16 protein-coding genes are annotated in these 22874 nt (G+C 60.4%); 10 read left to right on the top strand and 6 right to left on the bottom strand.

Going from position 1 to position 22874, the window contains the following annotated elements:
* The first annotated feature begins 368 nt into the window (after positions 1-368).
* Complete coding sequence (locus P3T40_RS30865) at positions 369-2057, top strand: long-chain-fatty-acid--CoA ligase (RefSeq protein WP_429271494.1); 1689 nt, start codon at positions 369-371, stop codon at positions 2055-2057.
* A 20-nt stretch (positions 2058-2077) separates the two neighbouring features.
* On the opposite strand, the gene P3T40_RS30860 is transcribed toward P3T40_RS30865, so the two are convergent.
* From P3T40_RS30860 to P3T40_RS30845, 4 genes are all read right to left on the bottom strand, one after another.
* A complete protein-coding gene (locus P3T40_RS30860) occupies positions 2078-3751 on the bottom strand; it encodes an FAD-dependent oxidoreductase (RefSeq protein WP_429271493.1) in 1674 nt (557 codons plus the stop codon).
* A 182-nt stretch (positions 3752-3933) separates the two neighbouring features.
* Entirely contained in the window at positions 3934-6174 is a 2241-nt protein-coding gene (locus P3T40_RS30855) for a xanthine dehydrogenase family protein molybdopterin-binding subunit (protein ID WP_429271492.1), read from the bottom strand.
* A 35-nt stretch (positions 6175-6209) separates the two neighbouring features.
* Complete coding sequence (locus tag P3T40_RS30850; RefSeq protein ID WP_429271491.1) at positions 6210-7217, bottom strand: FAD binding domain-containing protein; 1008 nt, start codon at positions 7215-7217, stop codon at positions 6210-6212.
* Between the two features lie 13 nt (positions 7218-7230).
* On the bottom strand, positions 7231-7902 hold the full coding sequence (locus P3T40_RS30845) for a (2Fe-2S)-binding protein (RefSeq protein ID WP_429271490.1): 672 nt from the start codon (positions 7900-7902) through the stop codon (positions 7231-7233).
* Positions 7903-8355: 453 nt separating this feature from the next.
* Between P3T40_RS30845 and P3T40_RS30840 the strand changes: the two genes are divergently transcribed.
* Positions 8356-9756, top strand: a complete 1401-nt coding sequence (locus P3T40_RS30840) for a sensor histidine kinase (protein WP_429271489.1) — start codon at positions 8356-8358, stop codon at positions 9754-9756.
* On the opposite strand, the gene P3T40_RS30835 is transcribed toward P3T40_RS30840, so the two are convergent.
* Positions 9725-10696 (bottom strand): mechanosensitive ion channel family protein, encoded by a 972-nt coding sequence (locus tag P3T40_RS30835; protein ID WP_429271488.1) that lies wholly within the window; start codon positions 10694-10696, stop codon positions 9725-9727. The genes P3T40_RS30840 and P3T40_RS30835 overlap by 32 nt on opposite strands.
* 447 nt (positions 10697-11143) lie before the next feature.
* On the opposite strand from P3T40_RS30835, the gene P3T40_RS30830 reads away from it, so the two are divergent.
* From P3T40_RS30830 to P3T40_RS30815, 4 genes are all read left to right on the top strand, one after another.
* Positions 11144-14311 (top strand): efflux RND transporter permease subunit, encoded by a 3168-nt coding sequence (locus tag P3T40_RS30830; RefSeq protein ID WP_429271487.1) that lies wholly within the window; start codon positions 11144-11146, stop codon positions 14309-14311.
* Between the two features lie 2 nt (positions 14312-14313).
* A complete protein-coding gene (locus P3T40_RS30825; protein ID WP_429271486.1) occupies positions 14314-15498 on the top strand; it encodes an efflux RND transporter periplasmic adaptor subunit in 1185 nt (394 codons plus the stop codon).
* Positions 15499-15507: 9 nt separating this feature from the next.
* Positions 15508-16986, top strand: coding sequence for an efflux transporter outer membrane subunit (locus tag P3T40_RS30820; protein ID WP_429271485.1), 1479 nt, complete (start codon positions 15508-15510; stop codon positions 16984-16986).
* Positions 16987-17103: 117 nt separating this feature from the next.
* Positions 17104-17877, top strand: coding sequence for an SDR family NAD(P)-dependent oxidoreductase (locus P3T40_RS30815; protein WP_429271504.1), 774 nt, complete (start codon positions 17104-17106; stop codon positions 17875-17877).
* 162 nt (positions 17878-18039) lie between these two features.
* Here P3T40_RS30815 and P3T40_RS30810 read toward each other — a convergent pair whose 3' ends face one another.
* Entirely contained in the window at positions 18040-18825 is a 786-nt protein-coding gene (locus P3T40_RS30810) for an AraC family transcriptional regulator (protein ID WP_429271484.1), read from the bottom strand.
* Between the two features lie 277 nt (positions 18826-19102).
* Here P3T40_RS30810 and P3T40_RS30805 point away from each other — a divergent pair, with 277 nt between their 5' ends.
* The 4 genes from P3T40_RS30805 to P3T40_RS30790 all read left to right on the top strand — a co-directional run bounded on the left by P3T40_RS30805 (position 19103) and on the right by P3T40_RS30790 (position 22871).
* Positions 19103-19897 carry an acetoacetate decarboxylase gene (locus tag P3T40_RS30805; protein ID WP_429271483.1) on the top strand — a complete coding sequence of 265 codons (795 nt, stop codon included), beginning with the start codon at positions 19103-19105 and terminating at the stop codon, positions 19895-19897.
* A 15-nt stretch (positions 19898-19912) separates the two neighbouring features.
* The gene (locus P3T40_RS30800) at positions 19913-20695 is read left to right on the top strand and encodes a 3-hydroxybutyrate dehydrogenase (protein ID WP_429271482.1); all 783 of its coding nucleotides are present in this window, start codon (positions 19913-19915) and stop codon (positions 20693-20695) included.
* A gap of 10 nt (positions 20696-20705) precedes the next feature.
* On the top strand, positions 20706-21959 hold the full coding sequence (locus P3T40_RS30795; RefSeq protein WP_429271481.1) for a DUF3734 domain-containing protein: 1254 nt from the start codon (positions 20706-20708) through the stop codon (positions 21957-21959).
* A 123-nt stretch (positions 21960-22082) separates the two neighbouring features.
* Positions 22083-22871: a DUF3348 domain-containing protein gene (locus P3T40_RS30790; RefSeq protein WP_429271480.1), complete on the top strand. Its 789-nt coding sequence runs from the start codon at positions 22083-22085 to the stop codon at positions 22869-22871.
* Positions 22872-22874: the final 3 nt, after the last annotated feature.

Here is a 22874-nt window from a genome sequence, read left to right as displayed (position 1 = left end):
AGTCTTACCCATGGCTGAAAGAGCCTCGTCACATCGCACGCGAGCGCATCCGAAAATATGGGCACGCGCCACGGGCTTAAGTAAGTGCCATTCGCACTAGAAGTTGATAGCATGGATTGGTGTCAGGAAGGGATGACCCATGTTGTTTGCGATTGCCGGCGATCTGGGCCGCCACGGTTGTCGATTCTCGAGATATTACAGGCGATGCCGTTCGAGCCCTTCGAACTGCTATTTGTCTGATGATGCCATAACCGATCATCGCTCCTCCTGATACTGGGGCCACCTTCGATACTGTGTCACGTCGCGGTTGACGTACTAAGCTTAATCAACCGCTGCAGGCAGCCGGGATCCCGCTGAAGGAGGCAAACGTGAACTATTCACCGTACTGGCCAGACGGCCTTGCCCACCACCTGTCATCGCCGCAGCCTTCGCTGTATGAAAACCTCGAAACCTCCGCCAGCCGATATCCCGGTAAAACAGCGCTTTACTACTACGGCGGGGCGCTGAGTTACGCGCAATTGCAGCAAGAAGTGGAGGCGCTGGCCGGTTTTCTGCAGCGTCAATGCGGCGTCGCGCGTGGCGATCGCGTCGCGCTGTATATGCAGAATAGCCCGCAATACGTCATCGGCTACTACGCAATCCTGCGAGCTAATGCCGTGGTGGTGCCGGTGAATCCTATGAACATTACCGACGAGCTTCGGCACATTATTGAGGACTGCGGTGCAAAGATCGTTCTGCTGGGTGAGGAGCTCTACGAGCATGCCCGGCCGCTTCTCGGCGACGCAATCAGTCATGCGATTGTGGCGCGGTACGCCGACTATCTTGCTCACAACACCGACCTGCGACTGCCGGCCGTGCTAACCGAGGCACCGCCCGACCTCGATGTCTATCCCGAGTTCTCCGCGACTTCGGCGCCGAGAGCCATACGCTGGCGCGCCGCGCTTGCGGCCGCCCAGCAGCCGTCGGCGTACGTCGCATCGGCAGAGGATCTCGCGGTGATCCCCTACACGTCCGGCACGACTGCTGCCCCGAAAGGATGCATGCACACCAATCGCAGCGCCGCGCACGTGGTCGCGGCTTCCGTGCAATGGTGTCAGTTGTCGCCCGACTCGGTCTTTCTATGCGCGATGCCGATGTTCCATGTCACTGGCATGCAGCAATCCATGAATGTAGCGATCTCTCTCGGTTCGACCATGGTGGTGATGACGCGATGGGACAGCCGGTGTGCCGCGCTTTTGATCGAGCGTTATCGCGTTGGGTTCTGGATTGCCATATCGACGATGATGATCGACTTCATGAGCCAGCCCGATCTCGAACGTTTCGACCTGAGTTCCATCGAGCGCCTGGCCGGTGGTGGCGCCGCCATGCCGAAGGCATTGGCGCAACGCATTGAAGCCCGTCTGGGCGCGCCCTATATGGAGGGTTACGGACTGTCCGAGACGATCTCGGCGACGCACATCAACCCGCCACAGCGCTGCAAGCGGCAGTGTCTGGGCATACCGATACAGGATACGGAATCGATTGTGGTCGATCCGGCCACGCTCGAGGTTCTCGGCCCGCAGGTAACGGGCGAGATTCTGATCAGCGGCCCGCAGGTGTTCAAGGGCTACTGGGGACGCCCCGACGCCACGCGCGACGCCTTTGTCGAGGTCGCGGGGATACGTTATCTGCGCACGGGTGACCTCGGCTATATCGACGAGGACGGATATTTCTTTTTTGTCGACCGGCTGAAGCGAATGATCAATGTGTCCGGTTATAAGGTGTGGCCCGCGGAAGTCGAGACCATGCTGTTTGAACACCCCGCGATTCAGGAAGCCTGCGTCGTGGCAGCGCGCGACGCGCGCCGCGGTGAGACGGTAAAGGTCTGGGTGGTCTTACGCGCCGGTTACGATGTCTCGGCAGAGCAGATCATTGAATGGGCGCACGCGCATATGGCTTCGTACAAGGTACCCCGGATCGTCGAATTCGTGGCCAGCCTGCCCCGAACAGCCAGCGGAAAGGTTCAATGGCGGCTGTTGCAGGAGCGCGAAAACACGTCATCCGCGCTCGCCCGCTGACTTAACGACGGCGGCAGATCTCACGCGTAGAGAGCAAGATATTGATGAACCGCCTGAATGGCGGCCGCTCCCTCGCCAACGGCTGCGGCTACCCGCTTGACGGAGCCGCTGCGCGCATCGCCGGCAGAAAAGACTCCAGGCCGGCTTGTCTCGAGATCATGCGGCGGCCGATTTGCTTTCCACTTGTCGCCGGTATCGGCGCCTGTCAGCACAAACCCATCCTTATCGAGCGCGACACAGTCGCCAAGCCAGCGGGTATTGGGCTGAGCCCCAAGAAAAAGGAAAACATGCCGGATAGGCTTGTGTTCGATCTGCCCCTGTCGATTCCACTTGATTCCCTCAAGTCTCGACTCGCCGCATAACTCGACGATCTGGGTCCTCGTGTGGAGCGTGATGTTAGACGCGGCGTCGATTCGTCTGATCAAATAGGTCGACATGCTCGCACTAAGTCCATCGCCACGAATCACGACGTGAACATGCCGCGCGAATCTCGCAAGGAATACCGCAGCCTGTCCGGCCGAATTTCCGCCGCCCACCACGATCAGCTCTTCGTTGTTGCAGAACGCACCCTCCATGAATGTCGCACTGTAATAGATGCCGCGACCCTCGAAATGCTCGAGACGGGGCAGGTCCGGCTTCCGATAGCGCGCGCCGGTGGCAATGACGACAGCACGAGCGTAGACGCACTCGTCCTGATTGAGGCCGATGTGAAACGATTGGGTGTCCGTGCAGTCGATGGCCAGCGCCTCGATCGGCACGCCGACCTCGGCACCGAACTTGCGGCATTGCGAAAGGCCGCGGCCGGCCAGCGCCTGCCCCGATATGCCCGTCGGAAAGCCAAAGTAATTCTCGATCTTCGAACTGGTTCCGGCCTGGCCGCCCGGCGCCTTGGCATCCAGAACCGCCACCTTCAATCCCTCCGACGCGGCATAAACGGCGGCCGCGAGCCCTGCGGGCCCCGCGCCCACCACCACGAGGTCGAAATGCTCGCCATCGAGCCTGTCCGGACTGAGGCCAATTGCATCTGCGACGGCCCTGTGGCTGGGTTGCTTCAGCGCAACGCCTTGCAACGTGATTACAACCGGAATGTCGGCTTCCGTTGCGTCATAGTGCGAAAGGAGTTCTTTAGCCTCGGTGTGCTCGACGATATCGAAGTAGGCGGAGGGCTGACCGTTGCGGCTCAGGAAGTGGCGCAAGCGTAGCGTGGGGCCGGAGGATGTACTGCCAATCACCACAACGCCTACATGCTGGCCCTGAATGAAAGCGACCCGGCGCAAGATATACGCGCGCATGATGGTTTCGCTCAACTCGGCCTCGGCGATTACGAGCGCGCGGAGCGATTCTTCATCAATGACGATGACCTCGCAATCGGAGATGGCGCGTGTCGTGGCGACCGCAGCCCGGCCGGCGAGTGTGGCGACCTCGCCGGTGAAACTGCCGGGGCCATGTGTGCCCAATAATACCGGCCCTTCAACGGACGCTCTGTACGCCTCGATCGTTCCGGAGAGAATGGCGAACATCCCGGTGTGCCGGTCGCCTTCGGAATAGAGGATGTCGTCGGGCTTCAGCTTGCGGCGCTGGCCGTATCCCTCCAATATCGCCAGCTGCCTCTCATCAAGCGTGGGATATACCTGATGGTAGCGGCTCCCTCCTGAAGACAGGTCGGGGATATTGCCTAAAGAGTCTTTGCCCATGGCGGATTCCATCAAGTCAGGACGCGGTCCTTGCAGTGAACTGCTGCGTCCGGTCTGACTATGATATCGCCGTTTGCGGGTGCTACTGAGACCGGGGCCTGTCTTGGCCTGCGGAGCAAGTGCTTAACCCACCGCTTTCGCAAGCGGTGGGTCGAACAACGGTTCAGGGCGGGGTGTTCCGGTTACACGGAGGCTTGAGTCGCTAACAGGTCCTCGATCCGAACCGGCAGATTGCGCACCCGTACACCCGTTGCGTGGTACACGGCGTTTGTAATGGCCGGCGCAATCCCCGCCATGCCAATTTCGCCGACGCCGCGCGCGCCGAGCGGGTTCAACGCGAGGTCCGGATAGTCGAGGAAGGTCACGTCGATCTTCGGCGCATCGGCATGCGTGGTCATGACGTAGTCGGCAAGGTTGCGGTTGATCGGGGCACCGCTGCGCGCGTCGTATTGCGTTTCCTCAAACAGCGCCATGCCGAGACCCATCACGACGGCTCCTTCGATCTGGTTGCGGGCCGTGCGCGCGTTGATAATCCTGCCGCCGTCGATCATGCTTACTACGCGGTTGACTCGCAACCGTGCCGTTTCAGGCTGCCACGTGACCTCGATGAAATTCGCGCAATACGAGTGAATCGACACTTTGGACGCGTCCGCATCGTTCGCGCTCGCGCCGGACCGTCCCCTTCCGACCACCATGTTGACGTTTGCCGGCGCAAGGATTCGCTCGAACGGTACGCCCGCGCCTGGCGATGTGCCTTTCCGGTAGACCATGCCACGTTCGAAGGCAAGCTCGGTGACCGGCTGGCCGTTGAACGGGGAATTGTCCGCCTGAGACGCTGCGACCAGAATCTGTTGCATCGCTGCTTGCGCCGCCTGCTCCACGGCCGGAATGACCGATGCGGTGGCCATCGAGCCGCCGGACATTGGCCCGGGCGGCAAGCGTGTGTCCCCGATGACCACGGAAACCCGCTCGAGCGGAATGCCGGTCACACTAGCGACCAACTGCGCGAGGATGGTATAGGTGCCTGTGCCGATATCCTGGGTCGCTGTCGACACGCGCGCCGTTCCATCAACGTGAAGTTCAACAATGGTTTCTGTCACAAGCCGCCGCGCGGCCCACGACCCCGCTGCCATGCCCCAGCCCACCACCAGGCCGTCACGCCGCATGGACCCGACCCCCGGAGTACGCTGTGCCCAGCCGAACTTTTCGGCGCCGGTCGTGATGCACTCCTTCAGGTGACGCGAAGAGAACGGCACCTTCAAGCCTTCGTCGATCGCGGGCTCGTTCATCAGGCGGAAGCGGACCGGATCAATATTGAGCTTGATGGCGAGTTCGTCGACGGCCGACTCGATGGCGAACAGGCCGGGAACGGCGCCTGGTCCTCGCATGGAGGTACTCGGTGCGACGTCCCGGCGGGCATACGCTGCGGTCGCGCGCAGGTTAGGCGAGCTGTACAGATAGCCTGTTGTCTCGCCGCAATTCTCCTTGCGCAATTCCCTGCGAGAGGTTTGGTAGACGTAGTCCTGCTGGAACGATGTGAAATGTCCCTCGGGCGTTACCGACAGGCGCATGCGCTGCTGCGTGTTGGTACGGTGGCCCACGTTGTGGAACATCATCTCGCGGGTCACCACCAGCTTGACGGGCCGCCGCAGATTGCGGGCCGCAGCGCCAGCGAGCAAGGAGTGCGACCACGGAAACAGCTTGCCGCCAAATCCGGACCCCAGGTATTTCATGATCACGCGTACCTGGTCTTGCGACACGCCGAGCATCTGCGCCATGACGAGGCGCTGGTTGACGATCGATTGCGACGTTTCGTAAAACGTATAGTTCGAGCCATCGAACACGGCCACTGTCGCATGCAGTTCGATGGGGTTGTGCGTTTCAATGGGCGTCGTATAGGTCTGGTCCAGCTTCAGCGCATCAGGGGCGGCCGCGAAAACGCTGTCCACGTCGCCTCGCTGCGTATCGACGCTCGGTGTCTGCTCTGCCGACATTTCAATGCGGACATCGGGGCGACTTGATTCGTACGCGACCTTGACCACTCGCGACGCCGCGGTTGCCTGTTCGAATGTGTCCGCCACCACCACACCGATGTACTGGCCGTAGTAGTAGATGTTGTCATCCTCGAACGGAGGGCGCTTTTCGTCGATGTGGATGTCGGTTGCAAAACTGACGCGATAGAACTTGCCGATGTTCTCGCGCGTATAGACGGCCCGGACTCCCGGCATGCCTGCAGCCGCGGCTGTGTCCAGACGCGTGATACGCCCCTTGGCGATCGTCGCGCAAACAGGCACGGCATAAAGCGTCCCGGGCAAGTTGATATCCGAGCTATAGGTGGCGGTGCCGCTGACCTTGAACGGCCCGTCAATTCGAGTAATCTCGCCGCCGATTATCGGCTGCGTTTTATTGCTGGCTAATTGCATATTCTCTCCGCGTCACGACCGTTGCGACCGTCGCATCAGGCAGTCTGTGTGGCAAGTGTGAGTGCGTGCTGGATGCACCGCTTGGCGAGTTCGACCTTGAAGCCGTTTTGGCTTTGTACGCGGGCCGACTGTAGCGCTGCTTCGGCCGCGGCCCGGAAGGCCGTGGCGTCTGGGCTTCGCCCGAGCAGTTGGGCTTCGGCCTCTTTTGAGCGCCACGGCTTGACGCCGACGCCGCCTAACGCGATGCGGATGTGATCGATCTTGCCCGACGAGACCCGCACGACGACCGCCGCCGAGGCCAGAGCGAATTCATACGATGCGCGGTCGCGTAGCTTGAGATAAACGCTGCGATTGCCGGGCACCGGCGCGGGGAGCGTCACGTGGGTAATGAGCTCGCCGGGGTTGAGCGTGGTTTCACGTTCGGGCGTGTTCCCGGGCAACAGGAAGAAATCGTCAATGGCGATGTCCCGCTTGCCCTGCGCGTTTTGCACGTGGATCGTGGCCTCGAGCGCGGTCATCGCGACGTTCATGTCCGAGGGATTAGTCGCAATGCAATGCTCGCTGGTCCCGAGGATGGCCAGATTCCGGTTATATCCATCAATCGCGGAACAGCCCGTGCCAGGTTCGCGCTTGTTGCAGGGCGTGACGGTGTCGCGAAAGTAGACACAGCGTGTGCGCTGCAAGAGATTGCCGCCGGTGGTCGCCATGTTGCGCAATTGGGCGGATGCGCCGGATAGCAACGCCTGCGACAGAACCGGGTAGTGGCTCTTGATTAACGGATGATTGGCGAGGTCGGAATTGCGTACCGTTGCGCCTATCGTGACGCCACCGCCGTCGATTGCCTCGACCTGATCGAGCGGCAGGCGATGAATGTCGATCACCTGCGTCGGACGTTCGACGTCGAGCTTCATCAGATCGAGCAGCGTCGTTCCTCCAGCGAGGAAGCGGGTCGACGCACCATTGGGTTGACCGCTAGCGGCAGGCTGTGCGAGTCCGATCGCCTGATCGACATTGGCGACGCGTTTAAGCTGAAAGGTTTCCATGTGTAAGCTCCGCTTAAACCTTGCGACGAACTTGCTGGATCGCGCACACGATGTTCGTATAGGCCCCACAGCGGCAGATGTTCCCGCTCATGGCTTCCTTGACATCGTCGTCGCTGTGACCGTAAGGCTCGTGGAGAAGCGCGACGGCAGACATGATTTGCCCAGACGTGCAGTACCCGCACTGGAAGCCGTCGTGTTCAACGAAGGCTGCCTGCATCGGATGGAGCGCGCCCGGCTTGCCGATGCCTTCAATAGTCGTGATTGCCTCTCCCTCATGGGTGGCGGCCAAACTCAGGCACGAGTTCACTCGCCTGCCATCGACATGGACCGTACACGCGCCGCACTGGCCGTGATCGCAACCCTTCTTGGTGCCGGTGAGGTGCAGATGCTCGCGCACGCAGTCGAGCAAGCTTGTGCGTGGATCGATATCCAGCTCGTGATTCGTACCGTTGACGTTCAACCGGACGTGTATATTGGCACTATCGTCAGACGCAATCGCCGCTGCCGGCGCTTCCGCTTCCTGGTTGGTATCGGAATCCGCGAGGGCAACTGAATGAAGCTGCCCGGTGCCGATTGCGACTCCGGCAGCACCCACGCGGGTCAGGAACGATCGACGCGTCGGACGTTCAAGCACCGCCGTAGAATCGTCTGCGCTGGGGTCCGGTTTCTGGGGCTCTTTGCTCATGAATCTAATTCTCCGCTGAACCACGGTGGATGGGATGCGGATGCCGCTTTAGTGTTCGGCACTCGGTCTGCTCATCATACAAATTTCAAGTGGCGCGAAAATGGCCGGGAACTGACGGTTATTTAAAACGCCGCGATTTGTGGGCTACATCCGTGCATATTCGGGCGCTGGCGTTGTTAGAAAAGATTCTTGTCGACGCGGACAATAGTGTTTCGCCCAATCACCCGTTAAATTTTATTTAATCAGGCGGCCACGCGGCTGTCCGGGTGAGGCCACTAATCTGCACCCTGTCCGCTGCAGAGCGAGATTTCGCAAAATGTGCTTTCCTACTGACCGTCGATTGTCTATCCGAATTCAGCGTGAATGATGCAAGGTAGGTGAATCGCGTAGCAGGTCGCGCAATATCGCATGCGATGCGCTGCGAAATCCACTCCCGCACGAACCATGGTTTCGATGAAATCTCCCTTCCCGACCGAACCGGCGGAGCGTCAGCGTCGCTGGACCTCGATGACCTCCCGGCTGTTATTCATCTATACAGTCACCTTTCTGTTTTCGTTGTTATTGCTGCTGGTCTTCGTCGAGCATGCGGTAACGGCGCAGATGGAACACGAGGTTGATGTTGTGATGGACTGGCAAATGATCTATTTCGATTCGACGCCGGACAACGTGCTGCCCGATTCGATCCGTAACCGCCTCGAAAACTCGCGCACGCACGAGAATTACTACGGTTTGTTTACGCCGGACGGCAGATACATCGCGGGCGACGTAACGGCGTTTCCTTCACAGTTAGCCGTCGACAGGGTTTGCGAGACGCTGACGCACACGCTGACGATTACCGGCAACCAACCGGCACCGTTGGTGCGCGCCATGGCGGAACGGCGCAAGAACGGAGACATTTTGTTAGTCAGCCGCGATGTCTCCCACATCTTTCGCGTCCGTAAGGCGATAATCAACGCATTCGCGATGGGCGGCATGTTTTGCCTGGCCGCAGGCATCGCTTTAGGCCTCGCCATGAGTGCGCGGCAGATGCGGCGCGTGAGGGCGATCCGTCGCGTCACGCAGCGTATCTCGCAGGGCGATCTGAACCAGCGTCTGCCGACTGGCGGCCGCGATGAAATCGACATGCTGTCGCATCTCGTCAATCGCATGCTCGATGAGATCGAGCGCCTGATTGCCGAGGTGAAGGGCACGTGCGATAGCATTGCCCACGATCTCCGCACACCGCTTGCGCATGTCATTGTGCTGCTCGGCAACATGGTGCAACGAGCCGAGTTCCTCAACGACCGGCCAATGTTGGACCTGATTGCGCGCGCGCGATCCGATACGGATCGTCTGCTGGAGCGGTTCCGGGCAATTTTGCGCATCTCGGAGATCGGGGCGCTGAAACGTCGCGAGGGGTTTGCGGACATCCAACTGGACGCACTCGTGCGGGAAGTCGGCGAGCTTTACGAGCCGCTAGCCGAAAGCCGGTCGATTCAATTCATCATGCACGTAGAGCCGATGCCGGACATCCACGGGGACCGCAACCTGCTGTTCGAGGCGCTCAGTAATCTGGTGGATAACGCAATCAAGTTCACCCCAGAGGGCGGCACCGTAAAGATGGAATTGCGGAAGACGCCAGGTGGCCCGCAGGTCAGCATCGCCGACACGGGTCCGGGTATTCCAGCCGCTGAGCGCGAGGTGGTGCTGCAGCGCTTTTACCGGAGCGAGAAGACGCAACATCTTCCTGGTTCGGGAATTGGTTTAAGCATTGTGTCAGCGGTGCTTCGTGTGCACGACTTTAAAATGAAGATGGCGTGCGCTGAACCGGGCGTCCGGGTGATCATTGATTGCTGGTCGCGGAGTCTGGGGTAAGGCCGATGGGAGATCGCGACACGCCAAGGGAGTCCAGATGCTGAAACGCCATGTCGAGGTATTGCGTTGATGCCTGCGCTTCGTTGGCCTGCCGCGAAATGAAAAAGCGCACCTCATAGTCGACGAAGCTGACCGTCGAGGATCGGATCGAAATTTGCGGCTCGGGCGCTTCAAGAATCTCGCTATGCTCCCCGGTGGCGCGAGTGAGTGCCGTGATGGCAGTGTTAGGGCGCACGTCGGGCCGCAACTGTAGACGGACAGTGACACCGCGTGGCGCCGCGGATGTACTCGTATTGATGAAGCGCGTCTTGGCAATCACGCTGTTCGGGACAATGGCGACGTTCCGCTCAACCGTCATGAGATGCGTCGCTCGCCAGTTCGTCTCGATGACCTGCCCCTCAAGCGTTGAGTCGACAACGATCCAATCACCAATCCGGTACGGCCGCGTCAGATTAAGCACGATTCCGGAAAACGCATCGCCTAACGCGCTCTGCAACGCTAGGCCCACCACGATCGCAACGGCGCCGGAAGTCGCAAGCAGTGCGCCTACCGGCAGGCCGAACACCTTGTCGCTGATCTGTAGCGCTGCGAGGATATAGGCGAGTGTCGCCACGATGTCCTGGATCAGCCGCTCGCGTGCGGGGCACCCGCGAACTATCAGTGATGCTCTAACGACGCTGTTGACGACGGCGGCGCCACCCAACCACCAGAACCCCACCAGTATCTCACCCACCCCGTGGCGGATGACCGACGGCCACGCGGGTATAGACCGGGTTGGCGAAATGCCGGCATGCAGCAGTGCGGCGGTCAGGACTGCAAATACGCTAATACGCAGCGCGGCCCGCAGAAACGGCAATTTCAGCGGACGCACAAACAGCGCGATTCCAAACAGCACGGACGCTACGCATGCCTGCGTAAGTGGATCGTTCAGATCGACCATTGTTTATTCTCCCGACGCGCCGCTGCGCTCGAATTCCGAGTCTGAAAACCTTCCTTTCATCGCCGGCACCTGGCTATACATCAAAAAGGGCTCACCCAAAAACAAGAGGGAGTCTAAAGGTGAGGTTTGTTACCACACATATTCCGCACGGAAAGTGATTCTTGTCGCTTCGGATAACTGTCGCTGCGCGGACTGGAAGAGTGCCCGTGCCTAGGCCCTTTGCCGGCGAACGGGCGGTTCACGGAGAAGCTTCAGCGCGGCCCGCGTGGCAGAGATACAGAAGTGTTTGTCCGGCCGACTCTTAGTAGGCCAAATACACTCCGGTCACTGATTCGACCTCTTTTTACCCTGCAGTTCAGTTGCCTGAGCCTGCCTGCCCCAATGATCAATCGCAACAATGGCGGAAGCGTTCAAGCGAAGGACTGACTTCTTAGGTGACCGAATGCCATGTGGATCGTCAATATCGCGTTACGGAGACCGCTGACATTTATTGTCGCGGCCATCCTCATTCTGCTAGCTACACCATTCGTACTCCTGCGGATGCCAACGGATATTTTTCCGGAAATTAACATACCCGTAGTCAGCATCATCTGGAGTTACAACGGACTCGATGCGACCGATATGGCGCAGCGAATCGTGACCGTGAGCGAGCGGAGCCTTACCACAACCGTGAACGACATCGATCACATCGAGTCATCGTCTCTCGCCGGCGTTGGGGTGATCAAGCTTTACCTGCGCCCGGGTGCCAGCGTACCGATGGCTGTGGCTCAGGCCGTCGCCAACGTGCAGCAGACGCTGCGTGTATTGCCGCCTGGCATCACCGCGCCACTCGTCATCAAATATTCGGCTTCGAGCGTACCGATTATCCAGTTGGGCCTGTCCAGCGACACGCTGTCAGAGCAGCAGTTGAACGACCTCGGGATGAACTTTCTGCGTCCCCAGCTCGTGACCATTCCCGGCACGGCAGTCCCGTATCCGTACGGCGGGAAATCGCGCGTCATTGCGGTCGACCTCGATACCCAGGCATTGCTGGCGAAGGGTATGACGCCGGCTGACGTCGTGAACGTCGTGACCGCGCAGAACCTGATCTTGCCGTCGGGAACAGCGAAGCTCGGCGCTACGGAGTACCAGGTCGACGTGAATGGTGCGCCTGAGGCCATTTCCGAGTTGAATTCCATTCCGGTTAGTACGAAAAATGGTTCGACCACCTACCTCAGCGAGGTGGCCCACGTGCGCGATGGCTTCTCGCCGCAAACCAACGTCGTCCGCCAGGATGGACGACGCGGCGTGCTTCAGCCAATCCTCAAGAATGGCGGTTCGTCGACACTGCAGATTGTGAGTGACCTGCGGAAGATGTTGCCGCTGGCGGCAGCCTCCTTGCCCAAGGAGTTGCGCATTACGCCGCTCTTTGACCAATCCGTGTTTGTCAAAAGTGCCATTACGGGCGTGATCCGCGAAGCGGCGATTGCCGCGGCGCTGACAGCTGCCATGATCCTGATGTTCCTCGGCAGCTGGCGCAGCACGGTGATCATCGCCGTATCAATCCCGTTGTCGATTCTGTCGTCCATCATCCTGCTCAGCATCTGTGGACAGACCATCAACCTGATGACACTCGGTGGTCTGGCGCTGGCCGTGGGGATTCTCGTCGACGACGCGACCGTGACGATCGAAAACATCGAGCGTCACCTGCATCTCGGCACACCCCTGGAAGAAGCCATCCTCACGGGTGCTGGTGAGATTGCGGTGCCGGCACTGGTTTCGACACTGTGTATCTGTATCGTTTTCGTGCCAATGTTTTTCCTGAGCGGCGTGGCGAAGTACCTCTTCGTGCCGCTCGCCGAGGCCGTAGTGTTCGCGATGATGGCTTCTTACCTGCTGTCGCGTACGCTCGTGCCGACGCTGGTCAAGTTTCTGATGGCCAACGTGTCGCACCATGAAGTCAATTCCAGCCCCAACCTGTTCCACCGTGTGCAGGGCCGCTTCGAAGCGGGCTTCGAGCGCCTGCGTGCTGGCTATGTAGCAGTGCTGCAGGCGGTGTTGGCTCGCCGTTCCCTGTTTGTCACGATCTTCCTTGGCGCTTGTATCGCCTCCTGCGGGCTCTTCCTGACGCTGGGACGCGATTTCTTCCCGAGTGTCGACTCGGGTCAGATCCGTCTGCACATGCGTGGACCGACGGGCATGCGGATCGAAGAGACGGCCAAACTGGCTGACGAAGTTGAAGGCACCATCCGCCAGGTCATTCCTGCTAGTGACCTCGACACGATCCTGGACAACATCGGCTTGCCGGTCAGCGGTATCAATCTGGCTTACAGCAACGGCGGCACGATTGGCAACGCGGATGCGGAAATCCTGATTGCCCTGAAGGAAGGCAAGCACGGCAACACGCGCGATTACGTTCGAACCTTGCGGACCGAACTGGCCAGGAAGTACCCCGGCGCCGAGTTCTTCTTCCAGCCGGCGGACATGGTGACGCAGATTCTCAACTTTGGCTCGCCGGCGGCAATCGACGTTCAGTTTGCCGGCAACGACCCGGTGAAATTGCGCAGTATTGCGAACAATCTGTCTTATCGGATGCGCAAGATTCCCGGTGCAGTCGATGTGCACGTCTACCAGCTGGATAACAACCCCGGTATCGACTTGCGCATGAACCGCACCCAGATCCAGCAAGTTGGGCTGAACGCGACGGACGTCGCGGAGAATATGCTCGATTCACTGAGCGGGAGCTTCCAGACTTCGCCGTCATTCTGGCTGAGCAAGAACGGGGTGGTCTACAACGTTGCCGTGCAGTCGCCGCAATACCGCATCAATACGCTGGATGATCTGCTGCGCACACCGGTGTCGCACGTTGGATCAGGGTATCCGACCCAATTGCTCGCCAATCTCGTGCAGGTCAAGCCGGAGATTCAGCCTGCTGTTGTGACGCACTACAACATCATGCCAACGGTCGATATCTACGCGGACGTCGACGGACGCGATCTGGGCTCAGTTAGCGGCCAGATTCAGAAATTGATCAAGCAGGTTCAGCCCACCTTGCCCCGTGGGGCACGTGTCACGCTGCGCGGCCAGGTTCAGACCATGAACTCGTCGTTTCTGGCGCTCGGCGTGGGGCTCGTGATGGCGATCGTGCTCGTCTATCTGCTCATCGTGGTCAATTTCCAGACCTGGGTTGACGCTTTCATCATCATCACCGCGCTTCCTGCTGCATTGGCCGGCATCGCCTGGATGCTGTTTTTCACTGAGACCACGCTGAGCGTCCCTGCATTGATGGGGGCAATCATGACGATGGGCGTGGCGACAGCCAACAGCATTCTGCTCGTCTCGTTTGCACGCGAACGCCTGGCGGCAGGTTGCGATGCGCTGACGGCGGCATACGAAGCGGGCGCTACGCGGATACGCCCCGTAATGATGACCGCGCTTGCCATGATCATCGGGATGATTCCGATGGCACTCGGCATGGGTGACGGCGGCGAGCAGAACGCGCCATTAGGGCGCGCGGTGATCGGCGGCCTGCTGTTCGCCACGTTCTCGACCCTGCTTTTCGTTCCTTCTGTTTTTGCGCTCCTGCACAGGAAGCGTTCCCAACACAATGCCGAAGCTCCGGCGCTTGGAGAATGACCATGTCCAATATCCATGATTCTGTTGTGCCGGTGTCCAGTCGCGACGCTGGGTCGAACAATGATTCAACCGCAGTAAAACGCGCCTCAAAGATTGCAGTGATGGTGGCTATTGCGTTTGCGCTGCTAGGCGTGAAGGCGATCTGGGATCGTTCGTCGCACGCCAATGCGCTCGAGAGGACGGCTAGCGAGAACGCCGAACAATTCGTGACGGCGGTCAAACCGAAAGCCGGACCCGCCGATCGGACGGTCACGCTGCCTGGTACGCTCATGGGCTACACGGAGTCGCCGATTTACGCCAGAAGCACGGGTTATATCGCGCACTGGTACAAAGACATCGGCGATACGGTCAAGCAAGGCGATCTGCTAGCGACGGTGGACACGCCTGAAGTTGACCGGGAACTGGCCGCGGCCGAAGCGTCGCGCGAGCAGGTGAAGGCACGCCTCGACCTCGCGAACATTTCGGCCAAACGCTGGCAGACCTTGCGTTCGGATGACGCGGTGTCGCAGCAGGAACTTGACGAGCGGCAGAGCGCACTCGCGCAGGCCCAGGCCGATTTCGACGCGGCGAATGCGGAAGTCGGCCGGCTCCAGGAACTCGAACGCTTCAAGAGCATCGTGGCTCCATTCCCCGGCGTGATCACGCGACGCAATATCGACGTCGGTGCGTTGGTCGATGCGGGTGCGGAAGGGGCGGGTAAAGAGCTGTTCATGCTGGCCAAAAACGACGTGCTGAAGACTTATGTGTACGTGCCCGAGGCCTTTTCGCAACGGGTGAGCAACGGCGATCGAGTGCGTGTCACGCTTAACGAACTTCCTGGAAAGAACTTCTACGGGGCCGTCGTGCGCACCGCTGATGCGATCGATACCGTCACTCGCTCGATGCAGATCGAGGTCGATCTTCCCAACCCCGACGGTGTGCTGAAGCCCGGCGCGTACGCTGACGTGCAACTGGATCTCCCGTCAACCGGTGCCGTCGTGATTCCGGCCAATACATTGCTGTTCCGCGCCGAGGGCTTGCGCGTCGCGGTGATTGACGCCAATGGCCAGGTTTATCTGAAACCCGTGACGGTCGGAGAAGACTACGGCACCACTCTGCAGATTACTCAGGGCGTGAATGCCACAGACCGTCTGGTACTCAATCCTCCTGATTCGCTCGAGGATGGCCAGCATGTCTCCGTCCGCTAAAGGTGCGCTATGAAACAGTCTGTCAAACACGCGTTGTCACTGGCATTGGTCGGTGCCTGCATGGGCTGCGCCGTTGGCCCTGACTACGTCAAACCTGTCGTTCAGACGCCTGCAACGTGGCATCCGGAGGCGCCGTGGCAGGCCGCGCAACCTCAGGACGATGCGATCCGGGGCGACTGGTGGACCCTCTTCAATGATCCGGCGCTCAACGGTCTGGAACAGAAGGCCGCTGCGGCAAATCCGACGCTGAAGTCCGCTTTCGAGCATTACACGCAAAGTGTGGCCGAGCTAGGCGAGGTCAAATCTGCCGAGATGCCGTCGGTGGGTCTGGGGGCGCAAGGAGACCGCAGTCGGATTTCGGCAAACCGGCCCTCGCAGGACTACGCGTTTCCCACTCCCTCAACCGTACAGAACAATATCCAGGTTGGCGTGCAGGCCAGTTATGAGGTTGATCTGTTTGGCCGTGTACGGCGGGAAGTTGAGGCGTCGAAAGCCGACAGCGAGCAGTCGAAGGCGGACTTCCAGAATATGGAGCTGGTGATTGCCGCAGAGGTTGCCACGACCTATTTCGATGTCCGAGAACTGGACGAAGAGACGGCGGTGGTGGATTCGATGGTGAACTACGAGCAGGCGGCGCTCAAATTCGTCACCAGTCGGTATCGCGATGGGGATGCGTCGGGTCTTGACTTGTCCCAGCAACAGGCCGAACTCGAGGCGACGACGACACAGCGGGAACTGCTCGCCGAGCAGAGATCGCGCGCGGAACATGCGCTCGCGACGTTGACTGGCACGCCCGCACCTGAGTTTCACTTGGCAGCGGGCACCATGCCGACGAGCATTCCGTCCGTTCCGGTTGGGATTCCTTCCGAGTTGCTGCAGCGGCGTCCAGACATCGCCGCCGCGGAACGCGCAGTGGCAGCCGCGAACGCCAGGATTGGCGTGGCACGCAATGCCTACTATCCGAACATCACGCTGAGCCCGTCTATTGCCTTCGAGTCCGTCGCCGGCGGCTCGCTGTTCACCGCGTCGAGCCTGCTGTGGTCACTGGGTGGCTCGGCCTTCGAGAACGTATTTGAAGGCGGCAAGATTGTTGCGATGAACCGCTTCGCCGAAGCGGGGTACCGGGCCTCCGTCGACGACTATTCGGCCACTGTCCTGAAGGCATTTCAGGAAGTCCAGGATGGCATGTCGAGCATGAATTATCTGGGCAAGGCGTCTGACGAGTCGGTCGCGGCGACCCACAGCGCGGATCACGTTCTGTCAATCGCCACCGAGCGCTACCGTGATGGACTTGCCAACTATCTCGACGTGATCGATGCCCAGCAGGCGCTGCTGACCCAGCGCCGTCTGAATACCACCATCCGCGGCGAGCAACTGGCTCAGAGCGTGTTTCTCATCAAGGCCTTGGGAGGCGGCTGGAGCGCTTCCTCGGCTGCGGTGAAGACGCAGCATGCTTCTCAGAGGGCTGGACACAGCCCGGCTTCGTAACGCGGCTGGCGACCTGGAGGAAACCCTGGGCTGGCAGAAACTCGAAAGTGGTTGTCCGCCCCGCGTTTCCTGAGGGGATAGCATCCAGATATGGCCTCGCGAAATTCATTGGAACCGATGGCCGATAACGCGGAGACTAAAGTGTCCAACGATCTCGAAGGAAAAGTGGCGGTCATTCTTGGCGGTACGGGTGGAATCGGCGCCGCTACGGCAACCCGGCTCGCCAATGCCGGCGCCACCGTCGTCGTCACAAGCCAGTCTGGTGTCGCCAAGGCGCAGCGTGTGGTCGATTCGTTGCCCGGCAGCGGTCATCTCGCGGCGGTAACGGCGATTACGGACAGCGCGTCGCTCGTCGAACTCGCGAGTAGCGTGAAGGCTCAGCTAGGACGGGTTGACATCCTTGTGAATACAGCCGGGTTTACGAAGCCGGTCAAGCACAGCGACTTCGATGCGCTGACCGACGAATTGATCGACGAAATCATGAAAGTCAACTGGCGCGCGCAGTTTGCGGCCATCCGGGCCTTTCGCGCGCTGCTCGACGAGTCCGGTGACGGTCTGGTCGTGAACGTCTCGTCGATTTCCGCTAGCACGGGCGTGGGCAGCAACATCGCCTACTGTGCGGCGAAGGCAGGGCTCGATGTGATGGCCGCGTCGCTGGCGCGCGCGCTTGCTCCACGCATCCGGGTTTTGAATGTTTCCCCCGGCGTCGTCGACACGAGCTTTGTGCCGGGACGTGGCGTGGACTTCAACGACAAGGTCGCTGCGACAACGCCCCTCGGACGCATCGGTACTCCTGAAGATATTGCCGCGGCGATCGAAGCGTGCGCGACCCACTTGCAATTCAGCACCGGCGTCACGATCGTGGTCGACGGTGGACGACGCCTGAACTGAGCTTAATCGTCTTGTCGCTCGGCGGCGAGGCTGCGACGGCACGCGAAGCGCGCGAACAACTGGGGTTGGTGAAATGAGCGGGATCACCGACTCTGATCGGCAGTCAGGTCACGATGGGGCATGGTGCGATTCTGCATGCGTGCACTATCGAAGACCTGGCTTTTAGTCATCGCGCAGTGTTTCGTCGGGGCGGAAATCGCTGGGCGCCACGCCCAGTTCCCGGCGGAACATATCGCTGAAGCTGCTCGGCCGATAGCCGAGCGAGCGTGCCACCGAATTGACGGGCTGGCCCCCCGCAAGCTTCGAGACGGCAATGGCCAATTGCACCTGGCGGCGCCACTCCGCAAATCCGAGGCCGAGCGCACGAGTGAACAGGCGCGAAAGCGTGCGTACGCTGGCGCCGACCGAAGCGGCATGTTGCTCGAAGCTGATGCCGACCGACGGGTTCTCGATCACCGCGCGGCAGAGTACATCGAGGCGCCGGTCTGATTCGTCGGGCAGTGGAATTCTCATTGAATAGCGCGCCGCGTGCCCGAGTTCCATGGCTGCGAAACGATAAGCGGTCTGCAGATACTCGTTGTCGCGCTCGAACTCCCGCTCCGCAATGGTGGTGATGAGCTCTCTCAACAGCCCATTGATCTCGAAGACGTCAGAGTGCTTGCTGAGATGCCGGACGTTGTCCTCGTGAAGATAGATGTTGCGCATCTTGACCGCGCTCATCATGTGAATGGAGTGCACGGTCCCCGGTGGCAGCCAGACTGCACGCTGCGGCGGGACGAGAAGCGCCTCCCGGCCCACCTCGACCCACATGACACCCGCGACCGCATAGAGGACCTGGGCCCAGGTGTGAGCATGAGGATCGATTCGCAACCCCTGAGGGTAATGCCGCGCCAGAGAGTGCCCTTGACCGGGTTCGTGGTGCAGATCAGGAGGTGTAGCGGTGGGCATGGTCGGGGGTTTGCATCGTGACGGTCAGATAGAACCTTAGCCAATCGGACGGCAGTTGAATGGCCAATCACTTTCGCGTTTCGGACAATTGTCTGTTGTCAACTCCGAATCGCCGTCCACGAATTGGCTGAAAGTTGAAAGTGATTTTTGCAGAAGTTCCATTCTCAGCGTTGCAGTTTAGTTAACGGTCTATTGATAAATGACGGCTCTTCTTGCGTAAGGATTGCCTCTAACATTGCACCGGCGCTGCATGCGTCGTTAGTCATAAAGGAGTCTCATGAATCTCGCTTCGATCCGCAAAGACGCCTTTGCGATGCCCGTTCACAATCCTGCTTATCCTCGGCCGCCGTACCGTTTCGTCAATCGGGAATACTTCATTATTTCCTATGAGACGGATTTCGATGCGCTGCGCGCCATCGTGCCGGAGCCGTTGCATCCGGAAAACGATCTTGTGCACTACGAATTCATTCGCATGCCGGACTCGTCGGGCTTCGGTGACTACACCGAAAGCGGTCAGGTCATCTCGGTGCGCGACCAGCAAGGGCGCCTTGGCAACTACACCCATTCGATGTATCTCGATGACGAAGGCCCGATTGCGGGCGGCCGTGAAATCTGGGGTTTTCCGAAGAAGCTTGCCCGGCCGACCTTGAGCGTCGACGGCAACGACACGCTGCTCGGCACGCTCGACTACGGCACACAACGTATCGCAACCGGCACGATGGGCTTCAAGCATGTGCCGCTCGATATCGAGGCTGAACGCAAGAAGCTTGCGGACACACCCAATTACCTGTTGAAAGTACTCCCGCACGTGGACGGTTCGGCGCGCGTATGTGAGCTCGTGCGCTTCTATCTGCGTGACGTGAGCGTGCTCGGTGCGTGGTCGGGTCCGGCTGCGCTCGAACTGCATCCGCACGCGTTGGCGCCCGTCGCCGATCTGCCGGTGAAGCGGGTGGTCGGCGCGCGGCATGTGATTGCCAATCTCACGCTAGATATTGGCGAGGTCGCTTTCGACTATCTCGCCTCTACTGAGTTGGCCTCAACCGAAACCGTGAAGCTCGCGGTCAATCAATAAGGGAAGGAAAGCAATATGTCGTTGAAAAATAAAGTCGCGCTTGTAACCGGCGCAGCAAGCGGTATTGGTGAGCAGTGTGCACGCAAACTCGCGAGTCTCGGCGCCGCAGTGGTGATCGCCGACCTGAATCTCGAGAACGCGCAGAAGGTGGCCAGCAGCATCGTCGCTGCAGGCGGCAAGGCGCTCGCAGTTGCCATGGATGTCACCAGCGAAGAGGCGGTGAATAGCGGCATTGAACGCGCGGTGAAGGAGCTCGGCAGTATTGATGTGCTCGTGTCGAACGCGGGTATCCAGATCGTTGCTCCCATCGAAGAGTATGAGTTCTCCAACTGGAAGAAGATGCTGGCGATCCATCTGGACGGCGCCTTCCTCACCACGAAGGCCGCGATCAAACATATGTACGCCGGCGGCAAGGGCGGTTCGATCGTCTACATGGGTTCGGTACATTCGCACGAGGCGTCGAAGCTGAAGGCCCCCTACGTGACCGCCAAGCATGGTCTGCTGGGACTGGCGCGAGTGGTCGCGAAGGAAGGTGGTCCGCGCGGCGTCCGCGCGAACGTGGTGTGTCCGGGCTATGTCCGCACCCCGCTCGTCGACAAGCAGATTCCCGAGCAGGCCAAGGAACTCGGTATCTCCGAAGCCGAAGTCGTCAAGAACGTGATGCTTAGGGAAACCGTCGACGGTGAATTCACCACGGTCGAGGACGTCGCCAATACGGTGGCGTTCCTTGCGGGCTTCGAATCGAATGCGCTCACCGGGCAGTCGGTGATCGTCAGCCACGGTTGGGCAATGCAATAAGGGGTTACGTATGCGCAGCAGCACAACAAAAACTAACCGGCAGCCGGATGCGTTCGTGCTGCCGCGCTACGACGAAATTGCCCTGGTGCTTCAGGGCGGCGGTGCGCTCGGGTCTTATCAGGCCGGCGTCTACGAGGGCCTCGCCGAAGCCGGTGTGCAGCCGCACTGGATTGCGGGCGTCTCGATCGGCGCACTGAACACCGCGATCATTGCCGGCAATGCGCCGGAGAAACGCGTGGAAGCGCTACGCGGTTTCTGGAATTCGATTTGCCATCCGCGCGACTGGGTGGGTGATCTGGGTGCGTGGATGCTTCCGGGGTTCGGCACGCAAGACCTGTCGCGCAAGTGGGCCAGTTTGTGGGCAGCCGGGCGCGCGCTGACAGAGGGCCAGCCGGGCTTTTTCTCACCGCGCAGGCCGTTGCCGATGGCCGGTTTCGGCAAGCAAAGCCCCAACGTGGTCAGCTACTACGACACCGCGGAGCTGAAGGAAACACTGCTGAAGTTCGCCGATTTCGATCGCATCAACGACGGTGACATCCGCGTTTCGGTGGGCGCAGTGAACGTGCGGACCGGCAACCTGGTGTACTTCGACAACACGAAAATGCGCCTGGAACCAGAGCATTTCATGGCGTCGGGCGCGTTGCCGCCGGGTTTTCCGGCGGTTGAGATCGACGGCGAGTACTACTGGGACGGTGGCCTCGTTTCCAACACGCCGCTGACCGAGGTGCTTCGCGACGCCGACCACAAGGATGCGCTGGTTTTTCAGGTCGACCTGTGGAGCGCGCGAGGCAATGCACCGGGGGACTTCCTCGACGTGTCCGAGCGTGCCAAAGACATCCAGTACTCGAGCCGCACGCGGGCGATTACCGGCATGTTGGCGGATCGTCAGAAACATGCACGTTTCATCAAGGAACTGCTCGCACACGTGCCGCCGGAGCTGCGCAAGACCGATCCGCTATTCCGTCTCGCCGAAGAAGCGGCCGACGGCAGCGCGATTAATGTGGTGCACCTCATCTATAAGAACAAGCCCTATGAAGGGCATTACAAGGACTACGAGTTCAGCATCGATACGATGCACGAGCATTGGGAAAGCGGTCTTGAAGACATCCGCGATTCGTTTGCGCATCGGGAGTGGTTCGATGTGCCGAGCCGCGAACAGGGTTTCGTGACGCACGACGTGCATCGCCGGCCTGGCTCGGTGCCGCAGTCGGATCGCAACCTGCCTGAATTGCCGCTCGGAGCGGAACGCAAAGTCGCCGCCTGAACTGGCGGGCGGCGTCTGGTCACAGACGCCGCACAAATCCCCTTTTACCTACCCCATTCCTCAAGGTTCGGCGGCGTCCCCCTCGACAGCGTGTAAACTGCTGACTTTTTAGAATCGAGTGGTATGTTGCAAGCCCCACAGCGCACAGCCTTCAGTGGTCCGGCGCTTATTCGCGTCCTTGCTCGCCTGACGGACCACGATGTCCCCGAATCAAGCCAATCGCTTTCGGACCGGCTCAGCCAATGGCTCGGCTGGACCGACGCCATTGGGCTGTCGACGGCGCTGAGCGGCCAGCTACCGAGCGGCACGCCCCAAGGCGGCCAGCCGCGGGGCGGTCAACCGCCGGCCGTGGCCGCTGGCGCGCGAGCCAACGGTCACGCTGAGGAGGCCGAGTGCACTCGCGTGCGCACCTCGCTGGCGAATGCCATCGTCGGCGATAGCACGTTCGCCGTCGCGAGGCGGCGAACGTCAGCGCAAGCCGCCGCCCAGGATGCCTCCGCGGATACGGCCGTCGACTACGCGGTTTTTCGTCAGCGCTATCTCTCCATTCAGCAGACGATTGAGGCGGCAGTCGGCAACCTGCGCGGTCGCCTACGCACCGTGCTGGCCACGCGGACGCCCGCCATGGCGCGGCTCGCGGTGGTGGATGCCGTGATGGAGCGCGCGCTGAGTGCCCGCGAGCACAATCTGCTCGCCACCGTGCCCGGGATGCTCGCAGGGCACTTCGAGCGTCTGCGCGAGGCCGAGCGGGAGACGCTGGCGGCCGCGGAGGCCGCGGGGGAGGTGGCAGGGATCAGAACCGGCGCATGGCTCGACGTGTTCCGCAAGGATATACAGAGCGTATTGCTCGCCGAACTGGATCTTCGTTTTCAACCGGTCGAAGGGTTGCTCGCGGCCCTTCTCACCCGCTAACTG

The organism is Paraburkholderia sp. EB58, from assembly GCF_050436665.1.
In the GTDB taxonomy this organism is placed as follows: domain Bacteria; phylum Pseudomonadota; class Gammaproteobacteria; order Burkholderiales; family Burkholderiaceae; genus Paraburkholderia.
The sequence above is the reverse complement of the archived record's forward strand: the minus strand, read 5'-3'. Positions and strand labels throughout refer to the sequence as shown.